Raw genomic sequence first — 22,837 nt, 5'->3', positions numbered from 1 at the left:
CCGTCGGGCTGCCTCAACAAGGTTGCGCGTTAAATTACAATGTCAGCCCGGCAATACGCCCGGTGTTGCGAATGTGCGCGCGCATGGCATCTGCGGCGTCGGACGCGCAGCCTGCCTGCAAGGCAGAATAGATGTCCCGATGCTCCGCGATGGAGGCTTCCATGCGATCAACTTCTGTTCGCGGAATGGGCGCGCGCTGGCTCTCGGTCAGCATGTCGGTGATGGACTGGTAAAAAGCGCGCAACATGCCATTTGGGCAGGCTTCGGCGATCTGCGCATGAAAGGCCAGGTCCGCTGCCACGTGGCTCACCAGATCGCCGGAACGCCACGCCTCTTCAAAGCGCGTCGCCGCAGCGTTCAATCGGGCCAACTGGTCATCGGTCATCTGCGGCGCAGCCAGCCGACACAGCTCCACTTCGACCACCAGCCGGGTCTGGAACACCTCGAGCAGCGAAAAGCTATTGCCAAACCGCCACGCCATCGGGGCTTTGGTATCCTTCTCGCCAACCACGAAGGTTCCGCGCGCGGGCAATGTCCGGATCAAGCCGAGGGTTTCGAGCGTCAACAAAGCCTCGCGCAAGGACGGGCGTGAGACGCCCAGCCGGTCAGCCAGAACGCGCTGCGACGGAAGCTTGGCATCCGGCGGGAACTCCCCGCTTCGAATCATTTCCTGGATCCGCCGGGTGATGACCTCGGTCACCGGCAGTTTCCCGTAGTCTTGCTGCATCGGCCTTGTCCAATCTTTGTGCAGTTGTCGGAGCGTCGTGCGCTTTCTTTCATTTCTTCATTGCATATCGCATGGACTCACGCCAGCGTGTCCTTACCGGTAAGACTGGTCTGACCAGTTTAAGCGCCAAAATAAGGTGCACTATCGCAATCAGGGAGATAAAATGTTCAAGACCATCATAAGCACAAGCCTGCTGACACTCGGCCTTGCGTCCACAGCGCTGGCCCAGGACGCGCTGGAAATCGGCGCGAACATCGGCAACGTCCCGTGGGAATTCCAGGACGAGGCCGGCAATTTCACGGGGTTCGAAGTCGACCTTGCCAACACCGTTGCCGAAAAGCTGGGCCGCGACGTTGAAATCGTGAACATCCCGTTCAACGGCCTGTTCTCTGCCGTGCAGTCGGGCCGCATCGACATGGCGATGTCATCCATCACCATCACCGACGAACGCCTGCAATCGGTTAGCTTTGCACAGCCCTATTACGACAGCGATCAATCCTTGACCGTGGCGACAGGCGGACCTGCCTCGCTGGACGAGATGGGCGACAAGATCGTTGGCGTCGACACCGGATCGACGGGCGACATGTGGGCCACCGAACACGCCGAGGACTATGGCTTTGCCGACATCCGCCGCTACGAAGGCCTGGCCCCCGCCATGCTGGACCTGCAAGCGGGCCGGATCGACGGCTACATCTCGGACATTCCGGCGTTGCAATACTACGTCAAGGACAAGCCCGGCCTTGACGTCGTGCAACGCATCGCCACCGGTGAAAAGTACTCCTTCATGTTTGCCAAGGACGCGGAGCTGGCCTCCGACGTCAATGCCCTGCTGACCGACCTCAAGGAGGACGGCACGCTGGCCGATCTGCACGAAAAATGGTTCGGGGCTGCGCCCGAGGCCGAAACCTCGACCGTGACCGTGCTCGACATGCCTGCCGCGAAATAACCCTTGCGGGCCCGGCGACTGTCCGGGCCCCAGACAAAGGACCGACATGGACCTCTTTGAAACCTTTCTGAATTTCGATGTGCTGGCACGCACCTGGCCAATGTTGGTCAAGGGGTTGTGGCTGACGCTGAAGCTTGGCGTGGCGAGCATCCTCGCCGGTCTGGTGCTGGGGCTGATCCTGTGTCTGACGCGGCTGTATGCCATCGCGCCGCTTCGCTGGTTGACCCGAGCCTACATCGACATCTTTCGCTCCATCCCCCTTCTGGTTCTGCTGATCGTTGTCTACTACGCCCTGCCCTTCGTCGGTGTGCGCCTGTCGGCCTTCGTCTCTGCGATGGCCGCGCTGACATTGGTGTCGGGCGCCTACACCGCCGAGATCTTCCGCGCCGGAATCGAAGCCGTGCCAAAAGGTCAGTTCGAAGCCTCTGCCGCACTGGGCCTCAACCATCGCCAGACGATGACCGATGTGATCCTGCCACAGTCGATCCGCGTTGTGATCCCGCCGCTGACCAACAACTCTATCAACGTGATCAAGGACACCGCCTTGGCGTCGGTGGTCGCCATGCCTGACCTTCTCAAGCAGGCGACGCAGGCGCAGGCCCTGACGGCGAACCCGACGCCGCTGATTGGTGCTGCTGCGATTTACCTCGCGTTTCTGCTGCCGGCTGTGCTGCTGGTGTCCCGGCTCGAACGCCGAATGAACCGGGGACAGGTGTAATGGCCGGATACATTAGCATAAAAAACCTGCAGAAATACTATGGCACCTTCCACGCGCTCAAGGGCATCGACCTCGAAATCGCCCAAGGCGAAGTCGTCTGCGTGATCGGTCCGTCAGGGTCTGGGAAATCCACCCTGATCCGCTGCATCAACCGGCTTGAACCCTTTTCGAACGACAGCGCGATCACCGTGGATGGCGTGCCCGTTGTGCCCGGTCGCAGCCTCGCCAAGGTCAGGGCCGAGGTCGGCATGGTCTTTCAGAACTTCAACCTGTTCCCGCATCTGACCGTGCGCGAAAACATCATGCTCGCCCCACGCCGGGTGCGCGGCACCCCTCGGGCCGAAGCGCAGGGGCTTGCGGATCGGCTTCTGGCGCGCGTTGGCCTGTCCGAGCAGGGCGACAAGTACCCCAGCGGCCTGTCCGGCGGACAGCAACAGCGTGTGGCGATCGCGCGCGCGCTGGCAATGGAACCGCAGGTGCTGCTCTTTGACGAGCCCACGTCCGCCCTCGACCCCGAAATGGTGGGCGAAGTCCTGGACGTGATGCGCGACCTCGCGCGCACCGGTGTCACCATGGTCGTCGTCACGCACGAGATGGGGTTTGCCCGTCAGGTTGCCGACCGCGTCATCTTCATGGACGGAGGCGCCGTCGTCGAAGCCGCCCCGCCCGAAACGCTATTTTCCGCCCCTGTCGAACAGCGGACGCGGAATTTCCTGCACGCCGTGCTGGACCACTAATACAAAGGACCCTCCCATGCCCCAAGATCATCTGGATATGGCCCATGTCAGAGGCCAATTCCCCGCGCTGGCCAAGGACTGGGCATTTTTCGACAATGCCGGTGGCTCGCAGACCCTTCAGACGGTGATTGACCGCATCACCGAATTCCTGACCCATCGCGATGTGCAGATCGGTGGCAGCTACGAAATCTCGCGCGCCGCCGCCGAGGCGTTGATGGACGGCCGCCGCGCCGCGCAGACGCTGGTGAATGCCACCCGCCCCGAAGAGATCGTCTTTGGCCCCTCCACCACCGTGCTGATGCAGACCCTTGTCGCCGCCATGCGCAGCCAGTTCCAACCCGGCGACGAAGTCATCGTGACCCACGCGGACCATGAATCCAACATCGGTCCCTGGCTGCGGCTGGAAGAATTCGGCGTCAAGATCGTCGTCTGGCCCTTCGATACCGCCAGCGGCAGCCTGCGCCTTGAGGATCTGGAGCCGCTGATGACTGAGCGGACCAGGCTGGTCTGCGTGCATCACGTCTCCAACATCCTCGGCCAGATCAACGACGTGGCCGCGATTGCCGAGGCCGTGCATTGCCATGGCGCCAAGATCGTCGTGGACGGGGTCGCCTACGCGCCGCACCGCGCCATCGACGTGACCGGATGGGACGTGGATTACTACATCTTCAGCCTTTACAAGTGCTACGGTCCACACACCGCGATCATGTACGGGAAATACGACCTGCTGGCGTCTCTCGACGGGCTGTATCACTACTTCTACGGCAAGGACAAAGTCCCCGGCAAACTCGAACCCGGCAATCCGAACTATGAACTGGCCTATTCGACAACCGCCGTGGTCGCGTATCTGTCTGCCTTGGGCGGCGGAGAGGACCGCGAGGCGCTGGAACGTGGTTTCGAGGCCGTGGCCTTGCAGGAACAGGTCCTCACCGATCACCTGTTGGCATGGCTACGCGGGCGCAACGACTGTCAGATCATTGGCGCGGCGACCAACCCCGACAACAGCCGCGTGCCGACCATTGCCTTCCGCTTTGACGGATTGAATTCAGAGGCAATCTGCCGTGCGATGGACGCCCATCGCGTCGCGATCCGGCATGGCGATTTCCATTCGCGCAGATTGGCTGAGATGCTCGGCGAAACGCACGACGGCGGTGTGCTGCGCGTCTCCATGGTTCATTACAACACGGTGGCCGAAATTGACCGACTGACTGCCGCGCTCGATCAGATTGTGCGCGAAATGTCGAAGCAGACCGCGTAAGGACCGGACCAGCCGCACCGTCATAGCGGCGGCAAATGCCTGACGGGGCGGGCTTATCGCCGGTTGCACAAGCCCGCCACCGCTTCGACGTCGGCATCGTTTTCCCGGCCTAGACCCCGCCCACAAGGCGCGCCGCATCAAGGATGGAAAAGACCGGCCTGGCGGTGGCCGCCCGAATGGCCTCGGCGTAGGGCGGCAGGTTGCCGCATTCCAGAACGATGGCCGCGATTTCCGGACTGGCCCGCAGCAAGGCCAGGGCGCTCTCACAGACCTCCCGCTGCATCTCTGCCGTATCAAAGGTCGCGCGCTGACTGGTCTTTGGGGCCAAAAACGTGCCTGTAAACAACGGACTGTCCTGCATTCCCGCGATGCGCACGTCATCAGGCGTGACGCCCGCGGCGCGGATCGCGTCCGGCCCCAGTGCCGTGGCGGAGGCGGTCAGCACCCCCACCGGACGCCCGCCAACCATCTGGCGCACCGTGGGCAGCAGGCTAAGCCCCGACAGCAGCACCGGCACGGGAAGGCTTGCCGCGATGTCGCGCTGCACCGTGATGAGGAACCCGCAGGTGGAGGTGATGAGGCAAGCGCCCTCGTCCACCAGTGCGTGCGCGGCATCACGAAAACCTGCGACCAGCTCCGGCGCGGGTCGCCCGTCCTTGACGATGTCAGGGCTGCCCGCCCCCGGCACCACGCGCACGCGGGCCGGCAGATGGTAGCTTTCGACGTTGCCCGCGTCCCCGACGATGCGGGGAAATCGGGTGTCGAGACTGAGAATCCCGATAAAACGGGCCATGAAACACCTATCAGACAGCGTGACGCGCACCCGGCCGGTGCGCGCCCCGCCGTGTTATTGCCGTGCCTGTACGGTCTCGGGCAGCCAGGTGGCAAGCCCCGGAAAGGCAACCAGAATGCCCACCATCACGACCATGATCAGAAACATCGGAATGGCCGTGCGGGCGATGTAGCTCATGTCGTGCCGGGTCATGCCTTGCAGAACAAAGAGGTTAAAGCCAACCGGCGGCGTGATCTGCGCCATCTCAACCACGACAACGATGAAAATTCCGAACCAGATCAGGTCAATGCCCGCGGCCCGGATCATCGGCTCGATGATCGCCATGGTCAGCACCACCGCAGAGATCCCGTCAAGGAACATGCCGATGATGATGTAGAAAACGGTCAGGGCTGCGATCAGCGCCACCGGGGACAGGTTCCACGCACTGATCACCTCTGCCAGGGCGCGCGGCACGCCGGTAAAGCCCATCGCCAGCGTCAGAAAGCTCGCCCCCATCAGGATCAGCGCAATCATGGCAGAGGTCCGCGTGGCGCCGGTCAGGCTTTGGCGGAAGGCCTCCCAATCCAGCGACCCTTGCATCGCGGCCAGAACCAGCGCGCCAATGACGCCAAAGGCCGCCGCTTCGGTCGCCGTGGCAATACCAAGGTACATCGAGCCGATGACAATCGCGATCAGGGCAATGACCGGGATCAGCAGGGTCGAGGTGCGCAGCTTTTCGGTGAAGGTGGTGTCCGGTTCCGGATCGGGGGCCTGATCCTTGCGGATCATCGACCAGATGGCGATGTAGGCCATGAACATGGTTGCCAGCACGATGCCCGGAATGACCCCGGCCATGAACAGGCTGGTGACGCTTTGCTGCACGGTGACCCCATAGACGATCAGCGTCAGCGAGGGCGGGATCATCAGGCCCAGCGTCGCCGCCCCGGCCAGGGTCCCCACGATCATGAATTCCGGGTAGCCACGTTTGCGCAGCTCCGGGATCGACATCTTGCCCACGGTGGTCAGCGTCGCCGCCGAGGACCCGGACACCGCCGCAAAGACCGTGCAGCCCACCACGTTGGAATGCAGCAGGCCGCCGGGAAAGCGCGCCAGCCACGGCGCGAGCCCCTTGAACATGTCTTCGGACAGCCGGGTGCGGTACAGGATTTCGCCCATCCAGATGAACAGCGGCAGTGAGGTCAGCGTCCAGCTCGAAGCAGAGGTCCAGACCGTGATGCTCATGGAGCTGCCGGGATTGCGCGGGGTGAAACCGATCATGCCCATATAGGCGACACCCATCAGCGCCAGCCCCACCCAAAGCCCCGACCCAAGCAGAAAGAACAGCACGAACAGAAAGACGCCGATCTTCAGCCCCACGGCGTCACGGTCAAAGCCGGTCATCAGTGTGACGGCGGCGTAGATCACCAAGGCGCTCAGCGCAAAGAGCATCAGACGCGGCTTTATGGATTTCAGCGCGTCTTGCAGCATCGGCTTGGTCGGCGCGTCGACGCCAAGCCCGTCGCGAAAGAGAATGGACAGCAGGCTGTCGAGCATGGCGATGGCCAGCAACACGGCCCCGGCCGCCATGGCAAGCTGCGGAATCCACAGGGGCGTGCCGTCCTGACCCTGGCTGACGTCATTGATCTTGTGGCTTAAAAAGGGTGTCTCAACCGCATACCACGCAAAAAACAAGGCGATCACGGCACCGACGGTGTAGCACCAGATCTCAAAGCCCCTGCGCCAGCGACCACTGCGCTCGATCACCATGCCAACGCGAATGTGTTCGTTGTGGCGAAACGTGTCCGCGAGCGCCAGAAACGACGCCGCCGCCATGGCATATCCCGCGTAATTGGCCCCACCGGGAAACAGGACGCCCAGCCAGCGACTGACCATCTGCGCCACCACAAGGCACAGGATCGCGATGAGCGACAGCGAGGCTCCGAGGCGGGACAGGGTGTAAATACGGTCGAAGGTTTGGCGCATGAGCAACCTTTACGTGTCGGACCCCGGTGGAACGGCGATCGCATGTGTCATGGAATGTCACACCGAAGCGAAGCCCGCCAAGGGAGGCTCCGCCCCGGTGTCGCGCCGGATCAGTCAGCCTTGTAGGCGTCGATGATCGTCTGGCCTTTCTCGCCGGTGGTTTCGAGCCACTCCGATGTCATGGTCTCACCGATCTCCTTGAGCTTGGCCGTCACCGCGTCGCTGGGCGGGTTCACGTCCATACCATTGGAGGCGAGCGTGTCCACGAAACCGCCTGCAAGCTCCGCCGCCTTTTCGGTGCCACGGGCCTGCGCCTTTTCGGCTTCGTCGGTCAGGCAGGTGCGCACCTCGTCTGACAGGCCCTCAAAAGCGTCCTTGCTGGCGAACACCGTGTTGCGCGGCAGCCAGGCCTTGACGTCGTAGAAGTTGGTCATGTCTTCCCAGACGCTTTCGTCCACACCGGTGGAGCCGGAGGAAATCATCGAGGACACAACGCCCGTGGCCAGCGCCTGTTTCAGGTCGGCGGCTTCGATCTGGGTCGGAACCATGCCGGACAGCTCTGCCACCCGTGCGGTGATCGAGTTGTAGGCGCGGAACTTCACACCCTCCATTTCCGACGGCTCGGAAACGGGCTTGGAGAAATACAGACCCTGCGGCGGCCACGGCACGGAATACAGCGGTACGATGTTCTGATCGGCCAGGACCTCGCTCAGGGTGGGCAGCGCCGCCTCGCGCAGCTTCTCGGACGCCTCGAAGGACGTGGCCAGAAACGGCACGGAATCATAGGCAAAGATCGCGTCTTCGTTGGCGTGAGCGGACAGCAGGCGCTCGCCGATCTGGGCCTCTCCCAGCTGAACGGCGCGCTTGATCTCGTCGCCCTTGAACAGCGAGCCGCCAGCGTGGATCACGATTTCCAGCTCACCGCCCGTGCACTCTGCGACCGCGTCAGCAAAGGTCTGCGCGTTCTCGGTGTGGTAGTTGGAGGCCGGGTAAGCCATCGGCATGTCCCATGTCTCGGCGGTGGCAGCACCGGCCAGGACGGTGGTCGCGGCGAGGATGGAAAGTGATGTGAATTTCATGGCGGGTCTCTCTGTTGTTGTTTTGGTGGTCGGGCACGCCTTGTCGACGCTTTCCCTGTTGTTTTGGCACTTCACAGTCGGGGTTTGGCAGATCGGCGCCTCACGCGACATATGAAACGTGTCGACCACCATGACATGACAGGATGCGAGATCAACCCGGTGCGATCTAATCGGGCAGCCTGACGGGCGCGCGTTCTGGATACAGATCGCCCGGCCCGGGGTTTTGCGCGGACGTCTGGCCGCCGAAATGAGTCATTATGCCCCAAACCGCGTTCAAACCGGTCTGAACCGCCCCCTCGACCCAGGCGGGCGTCCAGCTGACCCCGTCGCCCGCCAGAAAAAGCCCCTTTTCCTGATCCGGCAGCGCGTCTTGCATGAAATGCCCGTAAATGCGGCGATTGTACCGATAGTGTCCGGGCAAAGCGCCCTTGAAGGCTCCGAGGAAGTTCTCGTCGGCCTCCCAGCTGACGCAGATCGGCGCGCCCCGAATGTGCCGTGCGATATCGACGCCGGGGTAGATCTTGGCCAAAGCCTTCAGCGCCAGATCGACACGCTTTTCGTCCGACAGCGGCAGGACCTTCAGCGCATCGGTCATCCACGAATAACTCAGGCAGATGACGCTGGGCTGATCCGGCCCGTTGTCAAAGAAATAGGTGCCCCGCGTGTGGCGGTCGGTCAGCGTCATGGACATGAGAGGACGCCCCGTGGCCGGGTCGATGTCGTTCCAGAAGGGACGGTCCACCATGACGAATGTCTTGGCCGACTGCATGTAGCGCGTGCGGTCGAGCGCCATCCAGATCTTCTGCGCGAACAGCGCCTCTTCGACGTCGATAGCGGTGGTCAGCAAGTGGGTCTGACAGGTGGCCAGCACGGCGGCATAGCTGTCCTCGTTGCCCCATTGGTCGCTGACTCGGATCATGTCACCCGCGCGGCTGAGCGCGGTTGCGCGGCTGCGCGTCGCCCCACCGTTGAGCTGCGCAAGCGTCGTGCCCTGGGGCCAATGGGCGCAATCGGGGGCGGTGTGCCACAGCTTGTGCAGCATCTGTTCGACGCCGCCAACGACGTAGCGCTGCTCATCATCCAGCCCCAGCAGGTTGACCCGCAGGATTTCCAGCATGGAATTCGGGAAGTCGCTGTCCCAGCCGCCAGTGCCAAAGCCCACCTGGCCAAAGACTTCACGATGCTGGAAATCCAGCTTCTGGAAGGCGTCGGAATGGGCAACGAAATCATAAAAGGTCCGCTCATCCCAGTCCGCCACCAGCGGATCCCAGATCGACTTGATCGCGGCGATATCCTTGGCCTTGATCGCCGCCTGCAACTCGGGGAACGCCGCCTGATTGGCGAGCGCCTCGTCATACGCGGCGGCAATGTCGCGGTAGAGCGGGGGCAGATCCTGCAATGTTCGCGCGAAATGCGTCTCGCCCTCCAGATCGATCACGGTCGATCCCGACGCGGGGGTCAGCGGGTTGGGAAAGGGCCGCGTCTCGCATCCTGTCAGGTCGAGGTAATGGTAAAACCCCTTGGACGACACCGGGAAGCGCATTCCGCCCAGTTCCGCGATGACGCCATTGGTGCCCTCGAACGGCTTGGAGCGCAGCCGCCCCCCGAACCGCGCGGATTCGTAGAACACCGGGCGCAGGCCCATTTTCATCAGCTCGAAGCCTGCAATCACCCCGGCCGCACCCGCGCCAATGATCGCCACAGGTTCGCCAAGCGCATCCTTCGGGATCGTGCCCGTCCCGGCGGGATGGGTGATCCAATCCTCGTAGGAAAAGGGAAAATCCGGCCCAAAGGCAGTGAGCGGCGCATTGGTCATGGTCGGTGTCCTCGTTCTGCGGCGCGCGTCTTACCGCGCGATCTCCGTGATCTGTGTGAAGGGTCAGCCGCGCTGCATCTCGTCAAGGTCCTGCGCCTGTATCGACAGCACATCTTGCGGATAGTCCCCGATCTGCGGCAGCTCGCCGATCAGCAAGGCAGGGGCCTGCCCGGCGGCCATGATCGTCTCGCCATCCGGCCCGGCCAGCAAGGATCGCCCCGAGTACGTCATACCGTTTTCCGTGCCGCAAAAGTTTGCATATGCCACAAAGGCGCGGTTTTCATTGGCGCGGGCGGGCAGCAGGATGCGCTGCACATGCTCGAACCCGGCGGGGTTGGCGGTGGGCACCAGCATCACCTCTGCCCCACTGCGGGCCAGATCACGCGCAAGCTCGGGAAACTCGATCTCGTAGCAAATCAGCAGACCAAAGCGGCGACCGCGATAGTCGAACCGACACGGCGCACCCGTCCCCCGTGCAAAGCCCGCCCGTTCCATATCCCCGAACAACATGCATTTGCGGTGATGCGCGAGCACCGCGCCCTCTGCGCTGATGGCAGTGGCGACGTTATACAGCGTGTCGCCGTCACGCTCGACCCAGCCGGTCACCACCCCGCATCCCGATGCGGACGCCATGCGCGCCAGATCGGTGCACATCTCATCAAAGCTGCGGGCCTCTCGGGCATGGGTTTCCGGGCAATTGTATCCGGGCAGCATCAGCTCTGGCGCAAGCAGCAGGTCACAGCCCGCTTGTCCGGCGGCGGTCAGCGCCTCTGTCAGGCGGGCCTCTGCGGCGCTCCGGTCACCACCAGCTGCGGGACATTGCAATATGGCGAGCCTCATGCGCGCCGCGCTTTGGCTTGGGGTGTCGTGACCATCGGGTCTGTCCTCTCTGCTGGCGGCATTGTGGTGACGTGTTCGTGGCGCCATCACCCGCATACCATAAACCATGCAGATCGGCAGCGGCGCCAGCAGGAACGTCGCGACACCCGGTCCGCGTCACCGTCTGCGGGCGACAACGCGCTCCCGTTCAGGAACAGATCGTCCGGGCGCATGGAAAAGCAGCGTTCAAGGTTCAGCCCCCACCGAGGCGTCGCAACTCGCCACCAATTTGCCGTCTGCACAGCGTTTTCCGTCAGGTTCCGGCGCGAAAGCCAAGCAGCCTCACCTGACACCGAGCACGCCGCTCACGAAAACACCGCTCCTCTGCGCGCAGGATCCCGCCGGGATCACGACGCGACGCGCAGCCCGGCGATCAGGGTATGCAGGACATCGCGCAGCCGGGTCTCGACCTCATCTGACGGCGTGTCCAGATCATCGAGCACCAACCGGGGGTGGTTGAAGCCGTACAGCGCCGATTGCACCAGCCGCGCGGCATGTGTGGGGTCTTTGATGTCGGGGATGGCCTGAACGATCAGCACGGCGATCTGGTCGCGCCAAAGCATCTTGTGCCGTTGAACCACGTCGCGCATCCGATCCGACGCGTGGCAATAGGCCTCGTACAATTCCGGGTCCTTCACCGCGGCTTCGCGTTTCAGCCGCAGCCGCTGGATCAGCCAGTTTTCCAGGCGTTCCTCAGGCGTCCCCCGGCCAGACACAGCCGCGCGCAGATCCTCTTGCGACACGTCGAGCCAATGGCCCACAACCGCGTCCAAAAGATCGGCCTTGCCTGAAAAATGGGCATAGAGCGCGGCATGGCTCACATCCAGTTCCGCGGCCACATCCGTGACCCGCAACTTGGCGTAGCCGACAGTTTTGATGCGATGGATGGCCGCCTCGATTGCACGACGTCTAAGCTCTTTCGGGGCGAGACCTGTGCGCGGCATCGTTTCGACCTTCTCCGTCCTGCTTGAAGCTTGTATGTGATTTTCTTACAAGTTACATACTTTGTAAATTGTAATCTCCTCTCTCACTGCAGGTGTCTCTTATGGGGTCTCTTCTCAAGGACCGTCGCGCGGTCGCGTTGCTATTGGCGGCGACACTGACAGTCATGTCCAATGCGATCATCAGCCCCGGACTGCCGGGCATCGGGGAATACTTTGCCGCGACGCCGAACGCCGATCTTCTGACGCGCCTTCTGATCACCGCGCCCTCGCTGACGGTGGCCCTCATCGCGCCCTTCGCGGGGTTGCTGGTGGACCGCGTTGGCCGCAAAAAGATGCTGATGATCGGCAGCGGCCTGTTCGGCGTCGCGGGCAGCGCGGGCCTGTGGGCCCCGTCGCTGGAAGTCCTGCTGGCGACACGGCTGCTGCTGGGCATGGGCGTCGCGATGCTGATGACCGCAATGACGGCACTGGTGGCGCAATATTTCCGCGGGCCAGAGCGCGGCAGGTTCATGGGCCTGCAAATGACCTTCATCAACTTCGGCGGGCTGGTCTTCATCGCGGTGGCGGGGTTTCTGGCGAACCATTCGTCCTTTTATCCCTTCGCGCTCTATCTGGTGGGGCTGATCTATCTTCCGATCCTGTACCTGTGTCTGGATGAGCCCAAAAGCCAGTCCGACACCGACGGCAGCCATCCGTCCGACGCGGGACAGGACGGCTGGCCGATGGTGCTGGGCCTCGGCCTGCTGCTGATGGTGTTGTCGTTTTCGACCTTCTACATTCTGCCGACGCAAATCGCCTTCTATCTGGCAGAGCTGGGCCATACCGACCCCAGCACCGCTGCCCTGATGATGGTCTGCGTGACTTTTGCTGCCGGCACCATTGCCATGGTCTACCCGAAGCTGCGTCGGGCGCTTGGCCGCGGCGGCGTGCTTGGTGCGGGCTTCGTGTTGCTGGCAACAGGCTTTTTCACGTTGGGCTACGTTGAAATTGTGCCGCTGATTGCGGTGGCCTCACTGCTGGTGGGCATGGGGCCGGGGCTGATCGTGCCGACGCTGCTCAACTCGACCCTCGACGCGGTGCCGATGCGCCATCACGGCGTGGCGTCCGGGGCGCTGACCTTCAGCCTCTTCATCGGACAGTTCATCTCTCCGATCCTGTCGCAGCCGTTGATCAAGGCAGGCGGATACCACATGGCCTTCATGGTCTTTGCCGCGGCCGCGCTTGTGGGCGCCATCCTCGCGGTCGTGGTTTTCCGGGAGCGCAGAACGGGCTTTGCCTGCGCCTGAACGAAACACGGACCCGCGTTCAATATGACAGAAAGCGGGTCTGTTCATCAGCGACGGGCGTTTCGCTGAAATCCTCCTCATCAGGTATTCGACCAAACGCGATTTTGGCGCCGATGTAGCCGCCGGGCATGTCCTCCTGCAGCCCGTAGGAAATCGCTTTCGCCCCGTGCGACCGGCGCAGATCATCCAGCAGCTCGCTGACCTTTTCCCACTTCGCACGCGTGGCATCGTTTTCGCCCGCGCCGTGCGGATCGACCGACCCGCCAAAAAGATCCCCCGTCAACTCCGTCTCGTCCTTCAATCCATGGATCACCACGCTGACGGAACGTGGCGCAAATCGCGCCGATTGCCCCGCCTGCGCCAGCCCCTCGGCCAGCGCGCGCAAAAAGGTCCGATCATCGCGGGCGGGCGGAAAGACGCTTTCCCAGCTCCAGCCGCCATCGCGCGCGCCGCGTCCGCGCGGCCCTTCACCGCTCAAAGACACGGTCAGCCGCGTGGCGCGCCCGCCTTCGCGGCGCAACCGGCGCGCGGCGCTCAGGGTCAGTTGCCGCGCACAGGCGGCCACCCGTTCGGGGGTGCGCCAGCCTTGCGGCAGGTTCCTGCTATGGCCATACATGCTCTTTTTGGTCGCGGGCCGCTCCGAATGGTAACCGTGCAACCCGTTCCAGAACCGCTCCCCTTCCACGTTGCCCCAGATCGCGCGCGCCTGTTTGGGCGCAAGCGACCAGAGCGCGGTGAAATCCGCAACGCCCGCCGCCGCCAGCCGGGCCTCTATCCCCTTCGAGATGCCGGGCAGATCGGTGATCTCCATATCGGCCAGCTTGTCCGGCAAATCGGTGCTGTGGATCAGCGCGAACCCGTCCGGCTTGTTCATCTCTGCGCCGATCTTGGCCAGAAGCTCTGTCGGCGCCATGCCGATGGAACAGGTCAACTGCGGGCTGAAGGCCTCCGCCAGCGCGCTCTTGATCGTTGCGGACAGGGCTGCGCCTTGCTCCGCCTCTTCGGGCAATAGATTGCAGACCAGCTCATCGATGGACCGGACCTTCCCGACGGGCAGGATCGCATCAACGACCGTCAGGATGCGCTTGTGCAGCCGCACATAGACGTCGTGGCGCGCGATGACAAAAATCATGTCGGGGATGACCTGTCGCGCGGCCTTGATCGAGCACCCGGATTTCACCCCGCGCGCCTTCGCCTCGCGGCTGACAGCGATGCAACTGGTGTTCGGGGAATCCAGCGGCACGACGCCCAAGGGCTTGCCCCTGAGCGACGGATTGAAATGCTGCTCGGCGGACGCAAAGAAGCTGTCGAAGTCAAGATACAGGCGCTCAATTCCGCGCGCGTCTCCGTCAGTCTCTGCGATCACAGCGGTTCTCCACTCGCGGCCTGTCTTCGGGATGGTAGACCCTACGCTCCCGGATGCCCGCTTTTCGAACACAAGGTAAGTGGCCGCATGAAGCGATCCAACACCTGCGTTGCCTCCGGAGCGATGTGACCCTGCGCCAGTGAAGGTTTGTAACATTTATTGTGTTGCTTTGTTATGTATTGATGGTATTTCTTGTTCCAAGAAGCGGGAGGATACGCAGCCATGACCCAGATTCGCGTCGGCACCAGCTGGAAGATGAACAAAACACTGGCCGAGGCCCGTGACTGGGCAGACGGCCTGGCGCAGGCCGATCTCGACCCGCGCATCCAGTCCTTCGTCATCCCGCCCTTCACCGCCGTGCGCGAGGTGGCCACCATGCTCGCCTCCAGCCCGGCCAAGGTCGGCGCCCAGAACATGCATTGGGCCGAGGCAGGCGCCTGGACCGGCGAAGTCTCTGCGCCGATGCTGGTGGACTGCGGCCTCGATATCGTCGAGCTCGGCCACTCCGAACGGCGCGCGCATTTCGGCGAAACCAACGAAACCGTCGGTCTCAAGGTCGAATCCGCCGTGCGCCACGGCCTTATCCCCCTGATTTGCATCGGTGAAACGCTGGACGATCGCGAAGCGGGCCGCGCCACCGAAGTGTTGGGGCACGAAGTCCGCAGCGCCCTTGGCAACCTGTCGGGCGACCAGAAAGACGCGGAGATCTGGCTTGCCTATGAACCCGTCTGGGCCATTGGCGAAAACGGCATCCCCGCGACCTCGGACTATGCCGACGCCAGGCAGGCAGAGATCATCGCCACCGCCGAGGACATTCTAGGGCGTCGCGTACCCTGCCTGTATGGCGGCTCGGTCAACCCCGACAATTGCGCCGAACTCATCGCCTGCGCCCATATCGACGGCCTCTTTATCGGTCGCTCCGCATGGGATATCGCAGGGTATCTCGACATCCTGTCCCGCGTCTCCGCGACGCTGGACAAAATGTGATAAATCACAAACTTTCGGAGGAACGCCACATGAAGATCGCAGTGGCCGGCGACAGCGCCGGCGAACCCCTCGCAAAAGCCCTCGCAGACCACCTGTCGCAGAACGCCAACTACCAGGTGACAGAGGCCTCCCGCGTCGGGGCGGAGCTGGACGATTACTACGCCAACCTCAGCGACCGCGTCTGCGCGGGCCTGCTTGATGGCACCTATGACAAGGCCATCCTGTGCTGCGGCACCGGGATCGGCGTCTGCCTGAGCGCCAACAAGGTGCCCGGCATCCGTGCGGCGCAGACCCACGACACCTATTCCGCGGGCAAGGCAGCCACCTCCAACAACGCGCAGGTCATCACCATGGGCGCGCGCGTGGTCGGCGTCGAACTGGCCAAGGACATCGCCGATGCATTCCTTGGCGCGGCCTTTGACCCGGAGGGCAAATCTGCCAACAACGTGCGCGCCATCGACGCGCTCGATGCGAAATATCACGTCTCCTCTTAAAACGCGTGATATCCGGCGGCGCGGCGGATCCTCCTCTTTCCCGCCGCGCCACCAACGGAGCTTCCCATGCTGACCCTGCCCAACGACGCCCTGAGCCATGCGCCGATCCTGCCCGCCTGCCTGCCAGAGGACGGCACCGGCCGGATCATCAACGCCCTGGCCCACGCCCTGCCCGCCATTGCAGCACGGCTCGCGGCGGGCAAACTGCCGGGCGACCCGGCCGCCCTTGTGGGCACCAACGACAGCGGCGATGCGCAAAAGGCGCTGGACGTCGGCGCGCACGATCACATCCTCGCGGAGATGCGCGGCTGTGGGGTAAAGCACTTTCTCTCCGAAGAGGCCGAAGCGGTCGAAACGATTGATCCCAACGGCGCCTATGACATCGCCATCGACCCGATTGACGGCTCCGGCTCCATCGGGATCGGCGCGCCTTTGGGGATGCTGTTCGTGATCTACCCCACCGGCCCGGCGGATTTCGCCCGACCCGGATCGGAGGCCATCGCCGCGGGCTACGCATCCTTCGGCCATTCGCTCGACTTTGGCTACACGCTCGGCCCCATTCCAAACGGCGGCATCCAGATTTTCACCTTCGACGGGCAGGACTTCCGCCAGGCAGCCCGCGACGTGATGCTGAAGCCCACTGCCTCCACCCTTGCCTACAACGCCTCCAACGAGCGCCACTGGCCCGAGGGACTGCAGGCCTGGGCGCGCGATCTGCGGCTGGGCACCGACGGTCCGCGCGGGCGCGATTTCAACATGCGCTGGCTTGCCGCCGCAGTGGGGGAATTGCATCGCATCATCCTGACGGGCGGCGCGTTTCTGTACCCCGCTGATCGTCGCAAAGGCTACGAAAATGGCCGCCTGCGCCTCGCCTACGAGGCCGTTCCCGTCGCCTTTCTCATGGAAGCCGCCGGCGGCAAGGCCACCGATGGCACCCGCCGCATCCTCGACCTGATCCCCGCCGACCCGCATGCCAATGTCGCCCTGATCTTTGGCGCGGCGGAGGAGGTCGACACCATCGCCCGATATCTACAGGAGACCTGAATGGCCCGTATCACCCTGCGCCAGTTGCTCGACCACGCCGCCGAGCATGGCTACGCCGTGCCCGCCTTCAACATCTCCAACATGGAGATGGGGCTCGCCATCATGACCGCCGCGCGCGAGGCCAATGCGCCGGTGATCCTGGCGGCCTCGCGCGGCGCGCGCAGCTACGCGGGGGACAGGCTGCTGGCGCGGCTGATCGACGGTCTGGTGGAAACCTTCCCGGAGGTGCCCGTCTGCATGCACCTCGACCACGGCAACGACCTGCCCACCTGCGCCACGGCAATCCAGCACGGGTTTACCTCCGTGATGATGGATGGCTCCTTGCAGGCCGATGGCACCACGCCGGCCGACTATGCCTACAACATGAACATCACCCGGCGCGTGACGGAGATGGCCCATGCCTGTGGCGTCTCCGTCGAGGGGGAGCTGGGCGTGCTCGGCTCACTGGAAACCGGCATGGGCGATCAGGAGGACGGCCACGGCGCCACCGAAAAGCTGTCCGACGCCCAGCTTCTGACCGACCCCGCCGAGGCGGAACAATTCGTCAAGGACACCGGCGTCGACGCGCTGGCCGTCGCCATGGGCACCAGCCACGGCGCGTATAAATTCACCCGCAAGCCGGACGGCGACATCCTCGCCATGACCGTCATCGAAGAGATCAACCGCCGTCTGCCCAACACCCATCTGGTGATGCACGGCTCGTCCTCGGTGCCCGAGGATCTGCAACAGATCATCAACAGTTACGGCGGCGACATTCGTCCCACCTGGGGCGTTCCGGTCGAAGAAATCCAGCGCGGCATCCGCTCCGGCGTGCGCAAGGTGAACATCGACACCGACAACCGCATGGCCATGACGGCAGGTGTGCGTCGCGTGCTGTCCGAAAACCCCGGCGAGTTCGATCCCCGCAAGTATCTCAAAGAAGGCCTGTCCTTGATGAAAGACCTCTGCCGCGCCCGGTTCGAGGCCTTCGGCACCGCAGGTCATGCGAACAAGATCACGCCGCTGGCACTGGATGCTATGGCCCGGCGGTACTGACGCGGGCTAGCGGCCGCCGGTCGGGCACCACTCGCCCGAACTTCCGCCGCTCGGCATCCTGTCAACGGCACTCGCTCCGGTCCAGACCGCGCGCGGTTTTGAGACCTCAAGACACGCCGGAAAACCAAACCACGCAAGACGAAAAAGGGGGCCAGACGGCCCCCTTTCCCATAGCATTTCAGAAAGTCTTACTGCTCCAGCGTGAAGGCCGCAGTGTAGTTGTCGACGTTGGATTCATCGATCAGCATGCAGTCGAACAGCTGTTTTTCTTCAGCCACTTTCAGCTCGCCGGTGGTGATGAAGTGATCCGCCTGACGCACCGCGTCCTCGGCAAACACAGCAACCGGCTGAAGCACGGTGTAGGTCAGCTCGCCCGCCTTGATCGCGTCCACTGAATCAGGGGAGCCGTCAAAGCCGCCGACGACCATACCGTCCATCTTGCCCGCTTCCTTCAGCGCCGCAATCGCGCCAAGCGCCATCTCGTCGTTGCCAGAGATCACGCCCTTGATGTCGGGGTTCGCCTGAAGCATGGACTGCATCTTGGTGTAGCCCTGCGTGCGGTCCCAGTTGGCCACTTCCTGCGCTTTCTTCTCCAGATCGGGATACTGCGACAGCACGGTTTCAAAGCCATTGGACCGGGTCTGCGCATTGTTGTCGGACGGTGCGCCGAACAGCTCGACAAAGGAACCCTCGCCGCCGATCGCATCGACCCATGCCATTGCCCCCAGCGCCGCGCCCTGGGCGTTGTTGGACACCAGCTGTGCCTTGGCCAGGCCGCTTTCGTTGATCTCGGCGTTCACGATGAAGACCGGGATGCCCGCCTCAACCGCCTTTTTGACCGCACCGACAGAGCCGTCAGCATTCGCCGGGTCAAGGATGATCGCCTTGGCCTGGTTGGTGATCGCGGTGTCGACCAGCGTGGATTCCGCGTTGGTGTCGCCCTTGTGCGCCGCGACGTTGGCCTCGTAGCCCAGCTCTTCGGCGGTGGCCTTCGCCACTTCGCCTTCGGTGAACCAGTAGGGGTTCGCCGGGTCGTTCACGATGATCGAGATCAGGCCATCCGCCCAGGCAGAGCCCGCCATCAGCGGCAGGGTGGCGACGGCAGCAAGCAGAGCGCGTTTCGTGAGTTTCATGGATAGTTCCTCCCTTTAAGTGTTGGTTGCCCGGTGCCCCGGGCGGTCTTTCCGTGCCCGTCTTCCGGGCAACCTTTCCTTGTCCGCGAGCCTTTGCGGCCCGCGATGCAAGCGAAATTCCTGAATAGATCAGCGCTTCTTGCCGCCGTACTGGAGGCTGTTGAGCAACACGGCGAGCACGATCACCGCACCGGTGAACACCGTCTGCCAATAGGCCGACACGCCGATGATCACGAGGCCGTCGGACAAAAAGCCGATGACAAAGGCACCCAGCATGGTGCCGCGCACCGTGCCCCGGCCGCCGGTCAGCGCCGCACCCCCGATCACCACCGCCGCGATGGCCGTCAGCTCATAGGTGGTGCCAGCGGTCGGCCCGGCAGAGGTCAGCTGCGAGGACAGGACAAGCCCGGCAATCGCCGCGCACATGCCCGACAGGACATAGACGCTGATCTGCACCATCTTGGTCGGCACGCCGGACAGCTCCGCCGCCCGCTCGTTCCCGCCCGAGGCATAAAGCCAGCGACCGAACGCCGTGCGCGCCAGGGTCACGCCAACCACCACGGCCACCACCGCCAGCACGATCACGCCAATCGGGACCCCGCCGATACGGTTGAAGCCCAGCCAGTCAAAGCCCGTGTTTCCCAGCGCCTCGGATCCCGAAAGGTTGTTGAATGTCAGACCGTTGGTCATCAGAAGCGCCACACCGCGCGCCACGTACAGCATCCCCAGCGTCGCAACGAACGCCGGCACGCGAAAGAACGCGATCAGCACGCCGTTGATCGCCCCGACAAACGCCCCGAGGCACAGCGTCAAAACGACCACCGCCCAGACCGGCGGGTACAGGATCACGCCCGCCGCAGGGATTTCCACCCCTTGCATCAGCGCGCCCGCAACCACCCCGGACAGACCCAGGGTAGAGCCGACCGACAGGTCGATGCCGCCGTTCAGGATCACCAGCAGCATCCCGATCGCCAGCAGGCCAAAGATCGCGACGTGGCTCGACATGATCAGGAAGTTGCCCACCGAGAAATAGACCGGCGACAGGATGGAAAACACGATGATGATCGCCACAAGGGCAAAGAACGCGCGGCCTTCCAACAGGATCTTGCCAATGTTCATTCCGCCCGACCCCGTGCTTGTAGATGTGATGTCCGCCATGACGGCCCCTCCCTTAATGGTGCACGGCTTCGCCAGAGGCGGCCATGATGTCTTCTTTTGAAACGGTGTGGTCGAACTCCGCCGAAATCCGGCCACGGCGCATGACGATGATGCGATGCGCGACGGACAGGCACTCGCCCACCTCCGAAGTGGTGTAGACCACAGCCAGACCACGCTCCTGGGCGGTCCTGGCCAGCAGCTTGAACACCTCTGCCTTGGCCCCGACGTCGATCCCGCGCGACGGCTCGTCGAGCAGGATCACGTCCGGCTGCGTTGCCAGCATCTTGCCGATAACGACCTTTTGCTGGTTGCCGCCTGACAGCGACCCGATCATCGCGTCCCCGCCGTCGGTTTTCACGGTGACTTCCTTGATCGAGGTGTCGATGACCGTCTGCTCATCCCCGCGCGAGGTGAAGAGCCCGCGCGTAAACGCCCCGATGGAGGCCAGCGACAGGTTCTGCCCCACGCTCATGGTCTGCACCAACCCGTCGCGCTGACGGTCCTCGGGCACCAGCACCAGCCCGGCCTCGATCCGCTGTGCGATGCTCAGCCGGGACACGTCCGCGCCCATCAGCCTTACCGCGCCCGACGACGCTTTCAGGCGTCCCGCCACGCATTCCATCAGCTCCGTGCGGCCCGCGCCCATCAGCCCGTAAATGCAGACGATCTCCCCCGCCTTGACCGACAGATCCAGATGATCCACCGCGTTCCCCTGCCCCGACCGATCGGGCACACACAGATCGTCAATCACCAACGCGGGCGCGCCCATCTCGGACTCCGGCGGCGACCCAAGGTCAAAGTTCTCGCCGACCATGTTGCGCACAATCCATTCCAGATTGATCTCGGACCGGGGGGCGTTGGCCGTCATCATGCCATCGCGCAGCACCACCGCGTGATGCGTCACGGTCAGCGCCTCCTCCAGGTGGTGAGAGATATAGACGATGCTCACGCCCTTGGCGGTCAGATCGCGAATGACTTTGAACAGCACCTCCACTTCGGAGGCAGACAGGGCAGAGGTCGGCTCGTCCATGATGAGGATGCGCGAATTGGCCTGAAGCGCCCGCGCGATCTCCACGATCTGCTGCTGGCCCAGACGCAGATCCTCGACCGGGGTCAGCGGGTCGATGTCCTCTTCCAGCTCTGCCATCAGCTCGCGGGTGATGCGCGACTCCTCGGCAAAATTCACGCCGGTCGCGGTGCGGATTTCCCGCCCCATAAAGATATTGTCGCGCACGTTCAGGTTCGGCGCCAGCGCCAGCTCCTGGTGGATGATGGAAATGCCCTGCGCCAATGCATCGGTGGCGTTGGCAAACACCACCGGCTTGCCATCAAGGATGATCTCCCCATGCGTCGGCGTCACGATGCCGGACAGGATCTTCATCAAGGTGGATTTGCCAGCGCCGTTTTCGCCGAACAGCGTCGTGACCTGCCCGCGATGGATGTCAAAGTTCACACCCTTCAGTGCCTGAACCGCGCCGTAGTGCTTGGCCACGTCGCGGGCAGACATCACGACGTCGCCAATGCGCCCCGCGGCGGGCTGGAGGCTGCCCTGCACCGTCATTGCACCGACACCTCGACCGGCGTGACCAGCCACATCTTGGGGTTCAGCAGTTTGAAAACGCCGGTCACCTCGATGGTCTTGCCCGGCAGGCTGTCCCGGTCGATCCCGTCAAGCACGGCGGCCTTCATCGCGCGGTTGATACCGCTGCCCGCGTCCTGATATTCGATCTGGTTCTTGAACTGGCCAAAGGCGATATCGCCCGGCGCATCGCGCAGATCCGTGCCGTTGACCGCCGGGCCGGTCTGCACGCGGATGCGCACGCCCTCAGCCTCCGGCACGGCCACGTCATACACGCCGCCCTTTCCTTCGCCAACCACGCCGGAAAACGTCACCGGGATCACCGGCATCATCCCGCCAGAGCCATATTGCTCCCCTGCGGCGGACTTGTCCTGGGCTATGGCGGCGACCAGCGTGCCGGCCTCCACCGCGTTCTCGGTCACGAACGAGCGCACGCGGGGGAATGTCTCGGCCCCAAAGGCATCGGGCGAAAACCCGTCGGCGCGCGCATCCTGCTCGGACCCGATGCGCACAACGGTGGTGTCCAGCGCCATCGCGGCCAGCACCGCCACAGCCACGCCGCCGATGAGCATGGACCGCTTCGAGACGCGCGGTCTCTTGATGATCTCTGTCGCCGTCATGTTCCCTCCCTCGCGCCCCAAAGGCCGCTGCATTGTCTGACTAAGAGGGGGATGCCACCGCCGCAAAGCGGTACAGAACGACCGTGCAGATGCCGGACCGGCGCCGCTGTCATCCGTCGAGGGCCGACTTTCGCCGGCGCCTCTCCCTCCCTTGATTCGCACCCCGGAACATGTGTCACGGGCCTACCTTGAGATCAAAAAACCCATATCAGGCTTGGGGTTATCCTCCGAATGCCCCGTGCCGGTCCTTGATCCGTTAAGGCCACCTTATCTGAA

At 63.5% G+C, this 22,837-nt stretch carries 21 protein-coding genes and 1 pseudogene; 9 read left to right on the top strand and 13 right to left on the bottom strand.

Annotation, left to right across the window (positions count from 1 at the left end; all coding sequences use genetic code 11):
• Positions 1–34: 34 nt before the first annotated feature.
• The gene (locus GGQ68_RS24620) at positions 35–727 is read right to left on the bottom strand and encodes a FadR/GntR family transcriptional regulator (RefSeq protein ID WP_183968163.1); all 693 of its coding nucleotides are present in this window, start codon (positions 725–727) and stop codon (positions 35–37) included.
• 163 nt (positions 728–890) lie between these two features.
• Between GGQ68_RS24620 and GGQ68_RS17110 the strand changes: the two genes are divergently transcribed.
• Genes GGQ68_RS17110 through GGQ68_RS17095 form a run of 4 tightly spaced genes read left to right on the top strand, consistent with a single transcriptional unit; the run spans position 891 to position 4,386 of the window.
• Positions 891–1,673 carry a transporter substrate-binding domain-containing protein gene (locus GGQ68_RS17110; RefSeq protein WP_183968161.1) on the top strand — a complete coding sequence of 261 codons (783 nt, stop codon included), beginning with the start codon at positions 891–893 and terminating at the stop codon, positions 1,671–1,673.
• Between the two features lie 46 nt (positions 1,674–1,719).
• Positions 1,720–2,391 (top strand): amino acid ABC transporter permease, encoded by a 672-nt coding sequence (locus tag GGQ68_RS17105; RefSeq protein ID WP_183968158.1) that lies wholly within the window; start codon positions 1,720–1,722, stop codon positions 2,389–2,391.
• The gene (locus tag GGQ68_RS17100; protein ID WP_183968156.1) at positions 2,391–3,128 is read left to right on the top strand and encodes an amino acid ABC transporter ATP-binding protein; all 738 of its coding nucleotides are present in this window, start codon (positions 2,391–2,393) and stop codon (positions 3,126–3,128) included. The genes GGQ68_RS17105 and GGQ68_RS17100 overlap by 1 nt, the downstream gene beginning before the upstream one ends.
• Before the next feature lie 16 nt (positions 3,129–3,144).
• Positions 3,145–4,386 carry a cysteine desulfurase-like protein gene (locus GGQ68_RS17095; protein WP_246429405.1) on the top strand — a complete coding sequence of 414 codons (1,242 nt, stop codon included), beginning with the start codon at positions 3,145–3,147 and terminating at the stop codon, positions 4,384–4,386.
• A gap of 109 nt (positions 4,387–4,495) precedes the next feature.
• Here GGQ68_RS17095 and GGQ68_RS17090 read toward each other — a convergent pair whose 3' ends face one another.
• From GGQ68_RS17090 to GGQ68_RS17065, 7 genes and pseudogenes are all read right to left on the bottom strand, one after another.
• A complete protein-coding gene (locus tag GGQ68_RS17090; protein ID WP_183968154.1) occupies positions 4,496–5,179 on the bottom strand; it encodes an aspartate/glutamate racemase family protein in 684 nt (227 codons plus the stop codon).
• 54 nt (positions 5,180–5,233) lie between these two features.
• Complete coding sequence (locus tag GGQ68_RS17085) at positions 5,234–6,559, bottom strand: TRAP transporter large permease (protein ID WP_246429412.1); 1,326 nt, start codon at positions 6,557–6,559, stop codon at positions 5,234–5,236.
• Between the two features lie 138 nt (positions 6,560–6,697).
• A pseudogene (locus GGQ68_RS24340) lies at positions 6,698–7,141 on the bottom strand (TRAP transporter small permease); the annotation flags it as partial.
• 110 nt (positions 7,142–7,251) lie between these two features.
• Positions 7,252–8,220, bottom strand: a complete 969-nt coding sequence (locus GGQ68_RS17080; protein WP_183968150.1) for a TRAP transporter substrate-binding protein — start codon at positions 8,218–8,220, stop codon at positions 7,252–7,254.
• A gap of 166 nt (positions 8,221–8,386) precedes the next feature.
• The gene (locus GGQ68_RS17075; protein ID WP_183968148.1) at positions 8,387–10,036 is read right to left on the bottom strand and encodes a flavin monoamine oxidase family protein; all 1,650 of its coding nucleotides are present in this window, start codon (positions 10,034–10,036) and stop codon (positions 8,387–8,389) included.
• A gap of 63 nt (positions 10,037–10,099) precedes the next feature.
• Positions 10,100–10,876, bottom strand: coding sequence for a carbon-nitrogen hydrolase family protein (locus tag GGQ68_RS17070; protein WP_183968146.1), 777 nt, complete (start codon positions 10,874–10,876; stop codon positions 10,100–10,102).
• 386 nt (positions 10,877–11,262) lie between these two features.
• A complete protein-coding gene (locus GGQ68_RS17065) occupies positions 11,263–11,859 on the bottom strand; it encodes a TetR/AcrR family transcriptional regulator (protein ID WP_183968144.1) in 597 nt (198 codons plus the stop codon).
• Between the two features lie 101 nt (positions 11,860–11,960).
• Here GGQ68_RS17065 and GGQ68_RS17060 point away from each other — a divergent pair, with 101 nt between their 5' ends.
• Positions 11,961–13,145, top strand: coding sequence for an MFS transporter (locus GGQ68_RS17060; RefSeq protein WP_183968142.1), 1,185 nt, complete (start codon positions 11,961–11,963; stop codon positions 13,143–13,145).
• A gap of 19 nt (positions 13,146–13,164) precedes the next feature.
• On the opposite strand, the gene GGQ68_RS17055 is transcribed toward GGQ68_RS17060, so the two are convergent.
• Positions 13,165–14,511 (bottom strand): Y-family DNA polymerase, encoded by a 1,347-nt coding sequence (locus GGQ68_RS17055; RefSeq protein ID WP_343055970.1) that lies wholly within the window; start codon positions 14,509–14,511, stop codon positions 13,165–13,167.
• Positions 14,512–14,733: 222 nt separating this feature from the next.
• On the opposite strand from GGQ68_RS17055, the gene GGQ68_RS17050 reads away from it, so the two are divergent.
• From GGQ68_RS17050 to fba, 4 genes are all read left to right on the top strand, one after another.
• Positions 14,734–15,498 (top strand): triose-phosphate isomerase, encoded by a 765-nt coding sequence (locus GGQ68_RS17050; protein WP_183968138.1) that lies wholly within the window; start codon positions 14,734–14,736, stop codon positions 15,496–15,498.
• A 29-nt stretch (positions 15,499–15,527) separates the two neighbouring features.
• Positions 15,528–15,992 (top strand): D-erythrulose-4-phosphate isomerase, encoded by a 465-nt coding sequence (gene derI / locus GGQ68_RS17045; RefSeq protein ID WP_183968136.1) that lies wholly within the window; start codon positions 15,528–15,530, stop codon positions 15,990–15,992.
• Between the two features lie 66 nt (positions 15,993–16,058).
• Positions 16,059–17,036, top strand: a complete 978-nt coding sequence (locus tag GGQ68_RS17040) for a class 1 fructose-bisphosphatase (RefSeq protein ID WP_183968134.1) — start codon at positions 16,059–16,061, stop codon at positions 17,034–17,036.
• Positions 17,037–18,071 (top strand): class II fructose-bisphosphate aldolase, encoded by a 1,035-nt coding sequence (fba, locus tag GGQ68_RS17035; protein WP_183968132.1) that lies wholly within the window; start codon positions 17,037–17,039, stop codon positions 18,069–18,071. It abuts the gene before it with no gap.
• Positions 18,072–18,259: 188 nt separating this feature from the next.
• Here the strand turns inward: fba and GGQ68_RS17030 are convergent, their stop codons facing one another.
• From GGQ68_RS17030 to GGQ68_RS17015, 4 genes are all read right to left on the bottom strand, one after another.
• On the bottom strand, positions 18,260–19,204 hold the full coding sequence (locus tag GGQ68_RS17030; protein ID WP_183968130.1) for a D-ribose ABC transporter substrate-binding protein: 945 nt from the start codon (positions 19,202–19,204) through the stop codon (positions 18,260–18,262).
• A 129-nt stretch (positions 19,205–19,333) separates the two neighbouring features.
• Entirely contained in the window at positions 19,334–20,362 is a 1,029-nt protein-coding gene (locus tag GGQ68_RS17025; RefSeq protein WP_183968128.1) for an ABC transporter permease, read from the bottom strand.
• A 13-nt stretch (positions 20,363–20,375) separates the two neighbouring features.
• Positions 20,376–21,923 (bottom strand): sugar ABC transporter ATP-binding protein, encoded by a 1,548-nt coding sequence (locus GGQ68_RS17020; protein ID WP_183968126.1) that lies wholly within the window; start codon positions 21,921–21,923, stop codon positions 20,376–20,378.
• Positions 21,920–22,561 carry a DUF2291 family protein gene (locus GGQ68_RS17015; protein WP_183968123.1) on the bottom strand — a complete coding sequence of 214 codons (642 nt, stop codon included), beginning with the start codon at positions 22,559–22,561 and terminating at the stop codon, positions 21,920–21,922. Before GGQ68_RS17015 ends, GGQ68_RS17020 begins: the two co-directional genes overlap by 4 nt.
• Between the last annotated feature and the right edge of the window lie 276 nt (positions 22,562–22,837).

The sequence above is a fragment of the Sagittula marina genome, assembly GCF_014196795.1.
Classification (GTDB): domain Bacteria; phylum Pseudomonadota; class Alphaproteobacteria; order Rhodobacterales; family Rhodobacteraceae; genus Sagittula; species Sagittula marina.
This window is presented reverse-complemented; position numbering and strand designations above follow the sequence as displayed.